Origin of the sequence: Arthrobacter sp. NPDC097144 (assembly GCF_044762205.1) — a bacterium.
Classification (GTDB): Bacteria; Actinomycetota; Actinomycetes; order Actinomycetales; family Micrococcaceae; genus Arthrobacter_B.
The window spans coordinates 371,704-385,150 of sequence record NZ_JBIWDW010000002.1 but is presented as its reverse complement, the minus strand read 5'-3'; the positions used below and the strand labels follow the sequence as shown (position 1 = coordinate 385,150).

Genomic DNA, 13,447 nt, shown 5'->3' with positions numbered 1-13,447 from the left:
GTGAGAAGGCGTCCGCCGGCCGGTGCCGCGCTGGCGGCCGCGGCCGGCGTACTGCTGATGTATTCTCTAACGCTTTTCTAGTTGTTCAAGATCCGGGAAAGATAACGGGCCACGGCCCGGACCGTGGCCATGGTGTTGGGGTAGTCCATGCGGGTGGGGCCGAGCACTCCCACCTTTGCCGAAGCATCGGGTCCGTAACCCGTGGCAACCACCGATGCCTCGGAGAGGGAACCGTGCGGGTTCTCACGCCCGATCCGGACAGAGACACCCCTGGCGTCCTGTTCCATTTCCGACAACAACCGGAGCATGACAACTTGTTCCTCAAGTGCCTCCAGAATCGGACCGATTGTCAGGGGAAAGTCTACTGTGGAGCGCGCCAGGTTTGCGGTGCCGGCCATCACCATGCGGTCTTCGCGGTTGATTCCGGCCAGCTGTTCCAGGGCATGGGCCAGGGCGGCGGCATTGCGGCGCTTGCGGGCCGGAACCAGGGCCAGGCAGTCGGTCAGCTGTCCGGTGATGCGGGTCAGCGGGGTTCCGCCAAGCGTGGACAGGAAGTGCTGGCGCAGCTCCAGCAGGTCCGGCTCGGTTACCTGGTCCGGAACGGTGATGACGCGCTGCTCCACCCGCCCGGTGGTGGAGATCAAGACCACCAGCACCTGCGCCGGGGCCAGGAGGACAAATTCGATGTGCCGGACCTGGGCGCTGCCCAGATGCGGATACTGCAGGACCGCCACCTGGTTGGTCAGCTGCGAAAGCAGCCGGACGGTCCGTTCCATGACGTCGTCGAGGTCTTCCGCGCCCTCCAGCAGGGACTGGATGGCCCGGCGCTCAGCTGCGGACAGCGGCTTGACGTCTGAAATCTGGTCCACGAACAGGCGGTAGCCCTTGTCAGTGGGGATGCGGCCGGCGGACGTGTGCGGCGCAACAATCAGGCCTTCTTCTTCAAGGGCGGCCATGTCATTGCGGATGGTGGCACTGGAGACGCCCAGCTGGTGGCGCTCCACCAGGGCCTTGGAACCCACCGGCTCCCGCGAATGGACGTAGTCCTCAACAATGGCCCGGAGCACCTCGAGTCTGCGTGGTTCACTCATGGTTTTCCCTCCCTCGTTGACGGCCTTCGGCTTTGCACACCGAATCACTGCATGCACTGAAGAATGACGGTTAGCACTCACCATGCTCAAGTGCTAAGTCTAATACGGATCGGCGGCGTTGCTAGCATTGAAGCTCCCGTGCCCGCGTCCGCCGAACGGACGCGGAAACCAGCCGGAGCACCCAGAGTGAGGACTACACCCGTGTCGAATTTTTCGTGGGGGCCGCAGGACATCAGCGCCCCGGCCCGGCGCGTGCTGCCCAAGGTGGGAGCGGAAATGGGCCTGGTGCTCGAGGACGTGCAGACCGGGTGGGTGGGCGCCGTCGTGCGGGTGGAGAAATCCGGCGGACTGCACCTGATGGTGCTGGAGGACCGGCGCGGCAAGACCAAGTCCTTTGAGCTGGGCTTCGGGTTCCTGCTCGACGGCGAGCCGGTGGAAGTGGTGCCCGCGGTGAAGGCCGCGGCTCCCGTATCGCGGCGGACGGCGTCGGGCTCCGTGCGGGTGGACAACGTGCGGGCGCGGACCGCCCGGGCCAGCCGCATCTGGGTGGAAGGAAAGCACGACGCCGAGCTGGTGGAAAAGGTGTGGGGCGATGACCTGCGGGTGGAGGGGATCGTGGTTGAGCCGCTCCACGGCGTGGATGACCTGCACGCGGCGGTCCGGGACTTTGCGCCGGGACCGGGCCGCAGGCTGGGGATCCTGGTGGATCATCTGGTGGCCGGGTCCAAGGAATCCCGGATTGCCGCCGAAGCCATGGCGGTTCCGGGTGCGCGCGGCAACGTGCTGATTGTGGGCCACCCCTACGTGGACGTGTGGCAGGCCATCAAGCCCGGCACCATCGGGCTGCCGGCCTGGCCTGTGGTTCCCCGCCATGAGGACTGGAAAACCGGCATTCTCAAGGGCCTGGGCTGGCCGCACCGCGACCACACGGACGTGGCGATTGGCTGGAAGAAACTCCTGGGAAGCGTAAGCTCCTATTCCGATCTGGAACCCTCGCTGCTGGGGCGGGTGGAGGAAGTTATTGACTTCCTGACCGTCCCCTAGCGGCGTGCGGCCGCCGCGCCGTTGCGGGCTCCAGGCTCCGGAACCAGTACCCTAGATGAGAAATACCCCAGCCGGCCGACCCCGATCCGTACAGTCTCACCGGGAACCAGAGGCGAAGACCCACGCGTCCAGAGTCAAAAGGAAACAGCAGTGTCGAATACCCGCTCCAATCCCCACCCCCAGCCCAGTGAACGGGGCGGGGAGCGTCCCGCATATCAGGGCGCCCCGGCAAATGCGCTGCCCCTGACCGCGTCCGAGGACCGGCAGTGGGCAACCGTGGCCCACTTCGGCGGAATCCTGGGATTCATTCCGTCGCTGATCATCTACCTGGTCTTCCGCTACCGCGGACCGTTCACGGCACAGGAGTCCAAGGAGGCACTGAACTTCACCCTGCCTCCCACCCTCATTGCCCTGGCGGCGTGGCTGCTCTCCTTCATTCCGGTGATCGGCGGGTTCTTCGCCATTGTCAACGCCCTGCTGTGGGTTGCCATTGCAGTGTCCTCGATGATCGCCGGTATTGAGGTCAACCGCGGACGCCCGTACCGCTACCGCTGGAACCTGCGCCGCATCCCCTAGCCTGCGCTGCCGGCGGTCACATGCCGGCGGCTGACAAAAAGGGCCCCCGGGCCGGCGTTTGTACCGGCCCGGGGGCCCTTCTCCGCGTTCAGGACTGTGTCAGCTCCGTGCCCTTCGCAGCATCCCCGCCAGCGGGTCAGTCCGGCAGCAGGCGTCGCACGACGGCGTCCGCCAGCAGGCGGCCCTTGGTCGTCAGCAGCACCCGGCCCGTAAGCGCAGCCTTCGCGTCCACCAGGCCGTCCGCCATCAGGCCGGCAACGGCCAGCCGGCCGGTTTCCTTCAGCCGGGACAGTTCCAGCCCTTCGGCCAGCCGCGTGCGCAGCATGATGTCTTCCACGTACCGGGTTTCGGCGTCGAGGGTTTCACGCCCGACGGCGGGGGACTCCCCTGCCCCGATGCGCTGGGCATAGGCGGTGGGATGCTTGGCGTTCCACCAGCGCACGCCGCCGGCGTGGGAATGGGCGCCGGGGCCGATCCCCCACCAGTCATCGCTGCGCCAGTAGGCCAGGTTGTGGCGGCACTGGTCAGCCGGAGTCCGGGCCCAGTTGCTGACCTCATACCAGGACAGGCCCGCGGCGGCCATCATTTCATCGGCCGCCAGGTATTTGTCCGCGTGGTCGTCGTCGTCGATGGGCGGCACTTCGCCGCGCCGCATGCGCGCGGCGAGCTTGGTGCCCTCCTCGATGATCAGGGCGTAGGCGGAAATGTGGTCCGGCTCGTAGCTCAGGGCCTCATTGACGGAGACCTTCCAGTCCTCCATCGATTCTCCGGGCGTCCCGTAGATGAGGTCCACGCTCACGTGCAGTCCGGCATCGCGCGCCCACTTCACGGCCTCCGGAACGCGCGACGGCGTATGCGTGCGGTCCAGGACGGCCAGGACGTGCGGAACGGCCGACTGCATGCCGAAGGACACGCGGGTGAACCCCGCATCCGCCAGCAGCTGCAGGGACTGCGGAGTGACGGAGTCAGGGTTCGCTTCGGTGGTGACCTCGGCGCCGGGCGCCAGGCCCCACGCGTCAACAGCCGTTTTCAGGATGCCGGCCAGGTCCTCGGCGGGCAGCAGGGTGGGCGTGCCGCCGCCGAAGAAGACGGTGCCCATTGGCCGCTCGGGCATCCCCGAGCGGCGCAGTGCGTCCGCGGCGAAAACCACCTCACGTGCGGCCGTAGCGCCGTAGGCGGCCTGCGAGGCGCCGCCGCCAAGCTCCGTGGCGGTGTAGGTGTTGAAATCGCAGTAGCCGCAGCGGACGGAGCAGAACGGAATGTGGACGTAGAGCCCAAAATTCCGGTCTGCGGCTCCGTCTGCGGCCTGTGCGGGCAGGAGACCGTCGGCCGGTGCCGGATCTCCGAGGGGTAATGCGCTGGGTGTCACTTCTTGGCTTTGTCCTTGGAGTCGTCGGAGGAAAGTGCAGCCACAAAGGCTTCCTGGGGAACTTCAACGCGTCCCACCATCTTCATGCGCTTCTTGCCTTCCTTCTGCTTTTCCAGCAGCTTGCGCTTACGGCTGATGTCACCGCCGTAGCACTTGGCGAGCACGTCCTTGCGGATGGCCCGGATGGATTCGCGGGCAATGATCCGGGAGCCGATGGCAGCCTGGATAGGCACCTCGAACTGCTGCCGCGGAATGAGTTCGCGCAGCTTCCCGGTCATCATCACGCCATAGGCGTAGGCCTTGTCCTTGTGGGTGATGGAGCTGAAGGCGTCCACCTGTTCGCCCTGGAGCAGGATGTCCACCTTGACCAGGTCGGCAACCTGGTCGCCGTCGGCCTTCCAGTCCAGCGAAGCATAGCCGCGGGTCTTGGACTTGAGGATGTCGAAGAAGTCGAAGACGATCTCGGCCAGCGGGAGGCGGTACCGGATTTCCACCCGGTCTTCGGAGAGATAGTCCATGCCGCCGAGGACTCCGCGGCGGGCCTGGCACAGCTCCATGATGGCGCCGACAAATTCGTTCGGCGCCAGGATGGTGGCGGAGACCATCGGCTCGCGGACCTCTTTGATCTTGCCTTCGGGGTACTCGCTGGGGTTGGTCACGGTGACCACCTTTTTGTCCTCCAGCGTCACCTCGTACTCCACGTTGGGCGCGGTGGAGATCAGGTCCAGGTTGTACTCGCGCTCGAGCCGTTCACGGGTGATTTCCAGGTGCAGCAGGCCCAGGAAGCCCACGCGGAAACCGAAGCCCAGCGCCGCCGACGTCTCAGGTTCGTAGACCAGCGCGGCGTCGTTGAGCATCAGCTTTTCCAGCGCCTCGCGCAGCACCGGATAGTCCGCGCCGTCGATGGGGTACAGCCCGGAGAACACCATGGGCTTGGGATCTGCGTAGCCGGGCAGCGATTCCGTGGCCGGCTTGGCCAGGTTGGTGACGGTGTCGCCGACCTTGGAGAGGCGGACGTCCTTCACACCGGTGATCAGGTAGCCCACCTCGCCGACACCCAGCCCCTTGGAGGGGGTGGGTTCCGGGGAGCTGACGCCGATTTCAAGGAGTTCGTGGCTGGCCCGGGTGGACATCATCTGGATGCGTTCGCGCGGTGACAGGGAGCCGTCAATCACGCGGACATAGGTGACCACTCCGCGGTAGGTGTCATACACGGAGTCGAAGATCATGGCGCGGGCGGGAGCGTTGGGGTCACCCTGCGGTGCCGGAATCTCGCGGACAATCTGGTCCAGGAGGGCTTCAACGCCCACACCGGTTTTACCGGAAACCTTCAGGACGTCCGCCGGATCGCCGCCGATCAGCTTCGCCAGTTCCTCGGCGTACTTCTCCGGCTGCGCTGCCGGGAGGTCAATCTTGTTCAGGACCGGGATGATCGTCAGGTCGTTTTCCATGGCCAGGTACAGATTGGCCAGCGTCTGGGCTTCGATGCCCTGGGCGGCGTCCACCAGCAGGATCGCACCTTCGCAGGCCGCCAGGGAACGGGATACTTCATAGGTGAAGTCCACGTGGCCGGGCGTATCGATCATGTTCAGGGCGTAGGACTGGCCGTCGAGCTCCCACGGCATGCGCACGGCCTGGGACTTGATGGTGATGCCGCGCTCACGCTCAATGTCCATGCGGTCCAGATACTGGGCCTTCATGTTCCGATGCTCAACGACGCCGGTGGACTGGAGCATGCGGTCGGCCAGGGTGGACTTGCCGTGGTCAATGTGGGCGATGATGCAGAAGTTTCTGATGATCGCCGGATCCGTCGCGGCAGGCACCGGTGAGAAGCGGGCCATAGGTGACACTGTGGCGGTTCCTTTACTGTTCACAGGACTTCACGGCGGCCGCGGCGGAGGCCGCGTGCCGGAACCGGATAAGGCGCGGTTCGTCGGTTTTTCCTGGTGGGTTATCTACTGAATTAACAGTCTCCCACGAATGCCAGCCCGCACTGGAACCGCAGAACGTAATAGCGTGGGGTGATGCCCTTCTCAAGCCGCTCCCTGCTTTCCCTGGCCCGCACGGCCATCCGCCTGCTGACCCGGCCCGAACCCGGTTCCGGGACGGGGACTTCTCCCCGGACGGGGCAGCCCCGTTCCCGGAACACGACCGCCCGGCCGAAATCTGCATCTCCGAGGTCTGCGCCGCCGAAGTCTGCGCCAAAATCCGGCGGCAGATCCGCCGGCACCACGTCCTCCCCTGCCGGCAAGCCTGCTGCCCTGGGCACTTACCCCGGTGACTACCGGGGCAAGGTCACCCCCGTTTATGCTCCCTCGCCGGACGGAGCACCCGATCCGGGTGAGGTGGTGTGGGCCTGGGTGCCCTACGAGGATGACTACTCGCAGGGCAAGGACCGCCCGGTGCTGCTGATCGGCCGCAGCGGATCCAAGCTGCTGGCCCTGATGATGACCACCCGTGACCGCAACAATGCCCGGGAATCGGATCCGGACTATGTGGATGTGGGATCCGGGCCCTGGGACAACCAGGGCCGGCCGAGTGAGGTCAAGCTGGACCGCGTGCTGCAGCTGGATCCGGGCGCTGTCCGGCGGCAGGGGTCCGTTATGCCCGCAGCTGCTTTTCAGCGCGTTGCCCGGCGTTTCTCCACCCGCAACTGATCCGCAGACCTGCACCGCGGGGCCCGGCCGCGCACCCGGGAGGGGAAACAACGTCGGCCGCTCTCCACCGTCAATGGGCCTTCGGGCCCAAGTTCTGCTAACATTTATTGCTGTGTGTCCGCGCAGGTCGACGGGCACTTCAGTTCAGGCGCCATTACGGTATCCCCACGCCGCTCAGTCAATGTCTGCGCTGAAATTCCCTCACCGACCAAGTCCGCAATACAAAGAGAGTTTATATAAGTGGCCAATATTAAGTCCCAGAAGAAGCGCATCCTCACCAACGAGAAGGCGCGCCTGCGTAACAACTCGGTGAAGTCCGAGCTGAAGACCGCAATCCGCTCCGTTGACGTTGCCTTGAAGGCCAACGACAAGGATGCAGCAGTCGCAGCGGTGGCCACTGCCAGCCGCAAGCTGGACAAGGCTGTCAGCAAGGGTGTCATCCACAAGAACAATGCTGCCAACCGCAAGTCGGCCATCTCCAAGAAGGTCCGCGCGCTCTAAGCCGTTGTTTTTGCTTTAGTCTTCATCAGTCTGGCCGGTCCCCTCGGGACCGGCCAGACTGCTTTAACCGGCCGTTGGGCAGACAGGGGCGGACCGCCGCCCCCGCCACTTCCGCCGGTCCTGCAGCTTTAGCGGCCGGCGGCGGCCAGGGAAATGACGGTAACCGCGTGCTCGACGGCGTATACCGGATCGCGCCCGGCACCCTTGACCTGGGCATCAGCTTCGGCCAGCACCTGCACGGCCTTGATGAGCGACTCCTGGGACCAATGCTGGGCATCCCGCCGGGCCTGGTCCACCTGCCACGGTGCCATGCCCAGTTCCTTGGCCATGGAGGCAGAGGAACCGCGCAGGTTTGCCACCTTGGCGACGGCACGGACCTTCATGGCCAGCGCACCAACCAGCGGCACGGGGTCCACGCCGGTGTCCAGCGCGTGGCGGAGCATGGACAGAGCCTGTCCTCCGCGGCCTGCCAGCGCCGCATCGGCAACCTTGAAGGCTGTGGCTTCCACCCGGCCGCCGTAGTACTTCTCGACAAGCTCCTCGGTGATCTCCCCGGTGGCATCGTTAATCAGCTGCCGGCAGGCCGCTGCCAGGTCCGCCAGCTTTGATCCCACTGCGGCAACCAGGGCACGCGCGGCAGCGGGATCAATGCGGCGGCGTGCGGCTTTGAATTCCTGGGAGACGAAGTCCAGCTTCTCGGCGTCCTTCTTGAACGGCTGGCAGTCCACCACCGGCGCGCCGGCGGCTTTGACCGCATCCAGGAGTTTCTTGCCGCGGTTGCCGCCGCCATGATGCAGGACCAGCACGGTATCGGGTGCGGTATCGGTGAGGTAGGCCAAGGTGTCCATCAGGAATTCATCGTTCATCGCGGCCAGGTTGGAGGCTTCGATCAGCTTTGCCTCACCGAACAGCGACGGACTGGAATGCAGCGTCAGTTCCCCGCCGGCGTAGGCAGAAGCGTCCAGCCGGACAATCTCCGTGTCCGGCTGCGCCTGGCGGAGCGTGGTTCGGATCCGTTCCAGGGCCCGGCCGGCCAGATAGTCCTCGGGACCGCTGAGCAGCACCACGGGCGCCGGTTCCACCTCACGCCAGGAAACGGTCTTTCCTGCGGACTTGCCGGCGGATTTCGCGGGGCTGCGCTTGGACGGGACGGCCGGATTCACAGCGAACAGACTCCTGGGATGGGAAACGTTTAGGGAAACGGAAACACTTCAAGATTACCTGCCCGCCTTCACGGCGCGGCCATCCTGGCAGCGTGCAGCGCGGCCCTTCCCCCTGGCTCCTACCCGAACCAGGGCGCCTTTGCAGCTTCGTAGGTTCCGTCGTTGAAGCTCATGTTCAGCCACTGGTTCAGATATTCCTGAAAGACAGCGTCTCCGCGCGGGAGGAGATACGCCTTTTGCGAGAAGTTGAACGGGTTTTCCGGATGTACTGCGCACAGCTGGGGATGTTCGTTGGCAACCCACAGAGTCTCGGACGCATCCGTAGTCATCACATCCGCACGGCCGGCGATGATCTCATCAAAGATGGCATTGTTATCTTCGAAACGGATGATATCGCCGTTCGGATAATTCGCGTCAGCAAACTTCTCATTGGTGCCGCCGATAGGGGTGATCGACCGTACTCCGGGCTGATTTATTTCTTCGACCGTGTCGTATTTGTCCACATTTTCACACAGCGTTATGGGGGTCTTTCCTTCGTCCAGCGTAGCCGTGGTGTAGAAAGCCTGCTCCGCGCGTTCCATGGAGATGGAAATGCCGCCGACGGCGATGTCGCATTTGCTCAGGAAGTCCGGCATCAAGGTGGCCCAGGAGGTTTGAACATACTCAACGTCCACGTCCATTTTGGCTGCCAGGTCTTTGGCCATCTCTATGTCGATACCGCTCCATTCACCTGTTGCCGGATCGAGATAGGTAAAAGGCCTGTAGTCACCTGTGGTGCAGACTTTCACAGTGCCGTTGGCCAACACAGCATCCAGCCGGGATTCCTGCCCGGGTGCGGCGTCCCCGCTGCTGACGGCGCTCGGGCTGGGACTGGGGCTGTCACCCGGCTCCGCAGCAGATGTACACCCGGTAAGGACAACCAGGGACACACCAATGAATGCACTGAGGGGATTAATTTTCATGCGGGACCTGCTTTCTTCCTGAAGCTTCGGGGCTCCTGCGGCCACTGGGCCGAGCATACCCAGCTTTCGCACGGATCCCGAAGGAAAGGTCCGGAACAGAAGGAAAGTTCTGGGCAAAACAGGAAAGAGAACCCCGGGCGTTACTTTCCGGCCGTCCGGGCAATGTGCAGCGTAGACCCATCCATGGTGAGACTAACCGAACCCAGCTGATCCGTCCGGGCGACAACCGTTCCGTTGGAATCTAGGGCTTGAAGGATTTCCGGTCCGGGATGCCCATAGTCATTGTCAGCACCGACTGAGATCAGCGCCAGCCGCGGGGCCAGCGCATCGATCAGTGCTGTACCGCCGTTGCGGGCACCGTGATGGGGAACCTTGAGGACGTCCACGTCCACACGTCGTAACTCGGCATGCCGGGAGAGCAGGACGGCGGACGCATCTTCTTCAATGTCTCCGGTCAGCAGAATGGTTAATCGGGCGCCGTCATCAGCCTGCGTCTGCTGGCCGTTCTCAGTCAGTGCCGCCACAGGGTCCACGGTCATCAAAATTACGGAGCTGGCATCGTTTTCGTTCGCGGGTGCACTGCCCGCCTCCGGCCAAAGGACGTTCCATTCAGCAGCACCGGTCCGGGTTCCCATACCCTCGGTCAGCCGGGTCATTTCGGCTCCTGAACCTTCCAGAACCTCTTGGAGCGGGGCGGGCAGATCCGGCTCCGCCGACGAATAGGCGATCTGTTGAACCGTACGGCCGCGCAGCACACCCGCGGCTCCGCCGTAGTGGTCCAGGTGGGCGTGAGAAAGGATAAACAGGTCAACAACCTCCACCTGCAGCCGGGTGAGGCAGCGGTCCATCATCTCCGGATCGGGCCCGGCGTCAATGACCACGGCCCGGTGTGCCGCCGTGCGCACCACCAAACCGTCCCCCTGCCCCACATCGCAGGCGGCGGCTATCCATCCGGGGGATACGGCACCGGGGTGCAGATGCGTCCACGCAGCGGCACCCAGGGCAGGCAGGACCAGGAGCACTGCTGCGAAAGCGAGCCAGCGCGGGCGTGCCTCCCGGATCCGTGCCGGGGCTGCCCCCACCATGGCCTGCTGCCCGGCGTTTCCTGTCCCGCGCACCCGGCGTGCCGCGGAAGCTCCCCCACGGCGGGTGTTTGACCCCACGGCCACAGCACTCGGCTTCCCCTCACCGGACGGTCCGACTCGCCACAACAGCCAGACACCGGCACCGGCGGCGGCCGCCATCAGGAGAACCCCCGAAGTCCCCGGCGGCCACGGCAGCAGCGATCCGGGCAAGCCGTCGAAGAACTTCGCGACCATGGCCATCCATGCTGCACCGCCTCCTGAAAGGACCACCAGCGGCCCGGCCGCAGCCGGAACCGACGCCGCGGCAACCGCTGCGAGCATGCCGACCACTGTCACCAGAGGCACCACAGGTGCCACAGCCACGTTGGCTGGCAGGGAGAACGCCGGTACCTGCGGCTGCAGGAGCACAAGGACCGGAGAACAGAAAAACTGGGCGGCCAGCGGCACGGCGAGGGCAGCTGCCACCGGCCACGGCAGGCCGCGGGCGAGGACTTCGGTCAGCCGCGGACCAAGCAGCACCAGCCCCGCCGTCGCCAGAACCGAGAGGATGAACGCGTAGCTGCCGCTGAGCCAGGGATCCACGGCCAGCAGGACCGTGATGGAAAGGCTCAGCAGTGCAGCGGGAAGCTTGCCCCGCCCGGACAGCACAGCGAGCGTACCGAGGCTGCCCATGACTGCCGCCCGCAGGACACTGGCATCAGGGCGTACCACCAGGACAAATCCCAGCAGAGCTGTAACTCCGGCGGCAGCGGCCACCCCGCGCGGCAGTCTCGCCGCCCTGGCCACGAGAAAAACAAAGGCCAGCAGATATCCGCAGTTGGCTCCGGAGACGGCAACAATATGAGTCAGGCCCGTGTTTTTCATGGCGGATTCCACCGAGTCATCCAGGGCGCTCCGGTCCCCCAGAACCATACCCGGGAGCAGTCCGGCCGCATCATTGCCGATGATCCCCGCACGTTCCCGGGCGGCCGCGGTGAAGGCTGCCCGGATGCGCGCCGTTTCGCCATACCAGCCGCCTGCCGCCTGCACCTCCGGCTGCCCGTTTGCGTACAGCAGGGCCACCGACCGTTCCCCGGAATCGGTGGCCTGCAGGGACCCGGCTGCGCGGAACCGGTCTCCCAGCTGAACTTGTGCGTAACCGCTGCCGCCGATCACCAGAACCGTTGCTGCGGCGGAGAACTTCCTGCCGTCTCCGGTCGCTTCCTCCAGCACGGCCTCCGTGACGTACCGGGGGCCGCCGCTGAAGCGGTCGGCCGCTGCGGAACGCGAGTCCGTGGTCGCCCGGAATGTGCCGGTAATCGAACTTCCGTCAGCTATGGCGGCCGCGACGGGACCGGCAGTGCGCTCAGCGAGCAGGATGCCGGAGCACACACAGACCAGCGCTGCGGCCGCCAGAGGAACCGCGGCAGCCCGGGCAGCAGTTCCGAAGATGAGACGCGAGCCGCTGGTTCTCCCACCCGGGACCCGGTTTCTCCCCGAAACGAGAACGAGGACCACAAGGATCAGCGACACGACGGCGAGGACGGCCCCAACCGTCTTGGCGGCGCTGCTGTCCGAACGGACCGCGAGCGCCGCCGTGCCCCATGACGCTGCCGCTGACGGCACAAGCCTCAACTCCAGCAGCGGACGGATTCGGCTCTCGTCCGGCCGCTCCGGCACCAGGCCGCGCAGGCGTTGCCCAAGGCCCGCGAGTCGGTCTTGGTTTGGAAGTACTCCATGGAGGAAGCGCGGCGGCCGGATGCCGGATCCAGGGTGTCTTGCGCGAAGCGGGCTCTCCGCAGAAGGCGTTCGTGTTTCACCCGATCCTGCTTCGCCCGGCCCTGTTTCGCCCGGCCCTGTTTCGCCCGATCCGGGACCGCGAATAGCTGCACTGGTGTATCGCTGCCACCGGCCGGGCTGGTGAAGATCACGCCGCAGCGGTTGCCCTGCTCCTGTGCGGGCAGCTTCTCCCGGCCCCTGAGACCCGTGTCCCCTCGTCACCGGGCAGCTGTCAGACCGCAATAAGAGGAAGCAGCGCGGCCAGCATCGCTTCTCCTATGCCGGGAACTGCGTCCAGATCTTCGGGGCGGGCAAACTTCCCGTGATCGGCCCGCCAGTCGATGATCCGCTGCGCGATGACCGGCCCCACCCGGGGGAGGGCATCAAGTTCCTGCAGGGAGGCCGAGTTGATGTTGATCAGGGCACCCGACCCGGGAACCGGCGCCGTCCCCCCGGTTCCGCCTGGATCCGTCCCTCCGCCCGCCGCTGCGCCGGCCGGCGGAGCGGCGACGGGTACGGGGTTTTCAAGAGTTTCACCTACCCGGGGAACGATGACCATCATGCCGTCCTGCAGCGGCGCCGCGAGGTTCACCGCGGTGAGGTCCGCATCAGCCGCCGCTCCTCCGGCCGCGTCCACGGCGTCGACGGTCCTGCTGCCGGAGGGCACGTGGACGACGCCGGGACGGCCCACTGCCCCGGCAACATGGATGACCAGTACCGACGGATCAGCGGGTAACTCCCCTGCTGCCGGTTCAGCGGAAACCCCCGCCGGGCCCTTCCGGGACGCGTCCTCAGCGCCGGCTCCCGAACCGGCGGGAGATCCAACGGCTCCATCGTCTTCGGCATCTGCGGCGGAGCCTGCACTGGTACCTGCTGAGGGATCTCCACCCTTCGGACCGTCAGAAGCCAGCTCAACACTGCTGACCTCGGTACCTTCCCCGGCCCCCTTGAAGACCACCACGCCGGCGGTAATCCCCACCAGCAGGCAAACCGCCAGGGCTGCAGCACGAAAGGACATCATCCAGCGCCGCGGCACCGGAAGACTGCCCCGTTCGCCCGCTCTATCCGGGGCACCAGCTTCCCTGGGAAGGCCCTCGGCTCCCGGGACCGGAGGCGGTTCCGCTTCCGGGGCCCCTGATGCCGGCCACGGATGGTTCAGCCTCGATGCGGAGGGTGCGGTGTCCCAGCGGTGTTCTGCCATGCAGGCAAAGTTAGGGCGGCTCCGGGCTGCTGCAAACGGC

The 13,447-nt window shown here is 65.6% G+C and carries 11 protein-coding genes; 4 read left to right on the top strand and 7 right to left on the bottom strand.

From position 1 onward, the window contains the following. Nucleotides 1-77 precede the first annotated feature (77 nt). Complete coding sequence (gene hrcA / locus ACIQXM_RS05470) at nucleotides 78-1,091, bottom strand: heat-inducible transcriptional repressor HrcA (protein ID WP_400928711.1); 1,014 nt, start codon at nucleotides 1,089-1,091, stop codon at nucleotides 78-80. A gap of 201 nt (nucleotides 1,092-1,292) precedes the next feature. On the opposite strand from hrcA, the gene ACIQXM_RS05465 reads away from it, so the two are divergent. After that, on the top strand, nucleotides 1,293-2,135 hold the full coding sequence (locus tag ACIQXM_RS05465; protein WP_400928708.1) for a DUF3097 domain-containing protein: 843 nt from the start codon (nucleotides 1,293-1,295) through the stop codon (nucleotides 2,133-2,135). Between the two features lie 150 nt (nucleotides 2,136-2,285). Further along, entirely contained in the window at nucleotides 2,286-2,711 is a 426-nt protein-coding gene (locus tag ACIQXM_RS05460) for a DUF4870 domain-containing protein (RefSeq protein ID WP_400928705.1), read from the top strand. Nucleotides 2,712-2,847: 136 nt separating this feature from the next. Here ACIQXM_RS05460 and hemW read toward each other — a convergent pair whose 3' ends face one another. Together hemW and lepA are read right to left on the bottom strand one after the other, a co-directional pair. Next, on the bottom strand, nucleotides 2,848-4,080 hold the full coding sequence (gene hemW / locus ACIQXM_RS05455; RefSeq protein WP_400928702.1) for a radical SAM family heme chaperone HemW: 1,233 nt from the start codon (nucleotides 4,078-4,080) through the stop codon (nucleotides 2,848-2,850). Further along, nucleotides 4,077-5,930 carry a translation elongation factor 4 gene (lepA, locus tag ACIQXM_RS05450; protein ID WP_400928700.1) on the bottom strand — a complete coding sequence of 618 codons (1,854 nt, stop codon included), beginning with the start codon at nucleotides 5,928-5,930 and terminating at the stop codon, nucleotides 4,077-4,079. The genes hemW and lepA overlap by 4 nt, the downstream gene beginning before the upstream one ends. Nucleotides 5,931-6,104: 174 nt before the next feature. Between lepA and ACIQXM_RS05445 the strand changes: the two genes are divergently transcribed. Then, a complete protein-coding gene (locus tag ACIQXM_RS05445; RefSeq protein ID WP_400928697.1) occupies nucleotides 6,105-6,737 on the top strand; it encodes a type II toxin-antitoxin system PemK/MazF family toxin in 633 nt (210 codons plus the stop codon). Between the two features lie 240 nt (nucleotides 6,738-6,977). After that, a complete protein-coding gene (gene rpsT / locus ACIQXM_RS05440; protein ID WP_400928694.1) occupies nucleotides 6,978-7,238 on the top strand; it encodes a 30S ribosomal protein S20 in 261 nt (86 codons plus the stop codon). Nucleotides 7,239-7,366: 128 nt separating this feature from the next. On the opposite strand, the gene holA is transcribed toward rpsT, so the two are convergent. The 4 genes from holA to ACIQXM_RS05420 all read right to left on the bottom strand — a co-directional run bounded on the left by holA (nucleotide 7,367) and on the right by ACIQXM_RS05420 (nucleotide 13,224). Next, nucleotides 7,367-8,401: a DNA polymerase III subunit delta gene (holA, locus tag ACIQXM_RS05435; protein WP_400928692.1), complete on the bottom strand. Its 1,035-nt coding sequence runs from the start codon at nucleotides 8,399-8,401 to the stop codon at nucleotides 7,367-7,369. A gap of 119 nt (nucleotides 8,402-8,520) precedes the next feature. Next, nucleotides 8,521-9,363 carry a transporter substrate-binding domain-containing protein gene (locus ACIQXM_RS05430; protein ID WP_400928689.1) on the bottom strand — a complete coding sequence of 281 codons (843 nt, stop codon included), beginning with the start codon at nucleotides 9,361-9,363 and terminating at the stop codon, nucleotides 8,521-8,523. A 140-nt stretch (nucleotides 9,364-9,503) separates the two neighbouring features. Continuing rightward, nucleotides 9,504-12,053, bottom strand: coding sequence for a ComEC/Rec2 family competence protein (locus tag ACIQXM_RS05425; RefSeq protein ID WP_400928686.1), 2,550 nt, complete (start codon nucleotides 12,051-12,053; stop codon nucleotides 9,504-9,506). 385 nt (nucleotides 12,054-12,438) lie between these two features. Continuing rightward, entirely contained in the window at nucleotides 12,439-13,224 is a 786-nt protein-coding gene (locus tag ACIQXM_RS05420; protein WP_400928683.1) for a helix-hairpin-helix domain-containing protein, read from the bottom strand. Nucleotides 13,225-13,447: the final 223 nt, after the last annotated feature.

Bases quoted from the DNA above. Each gene is read 5' to 3' on its own strand.
- hrcA (WP_400928711.1), bottom strand. From the start codon at position 1,091: ATGAGTGAACCACGCAGACTCGAGGTGCTCCGGGCCATTGTTGAGGAC.
- ACIQXM_RS05445 (WP_400928697.1), top strand. From the start codon at position 6,105: ATGCCCTTCTCAAGCCGCTCCCTGCTTTCCCTGGCCCGCACGGCCATC.
- ACIQXM_RS05430 (WP_400928689.1), bottom strand. From the start codon at position 9,363: ATGAAAATTAATCCCCTCAGTGCATTCATTGGTGTGTCCCTGGTTGTC.
- ACIQXM_RS05420 (WP_400928683.1), bottom strand. From the start codon at position 13,224: ATGTCCTTTCGTGCTGCAGCCCTGGCGGTTTGCCTGCTGGTGGGGATT.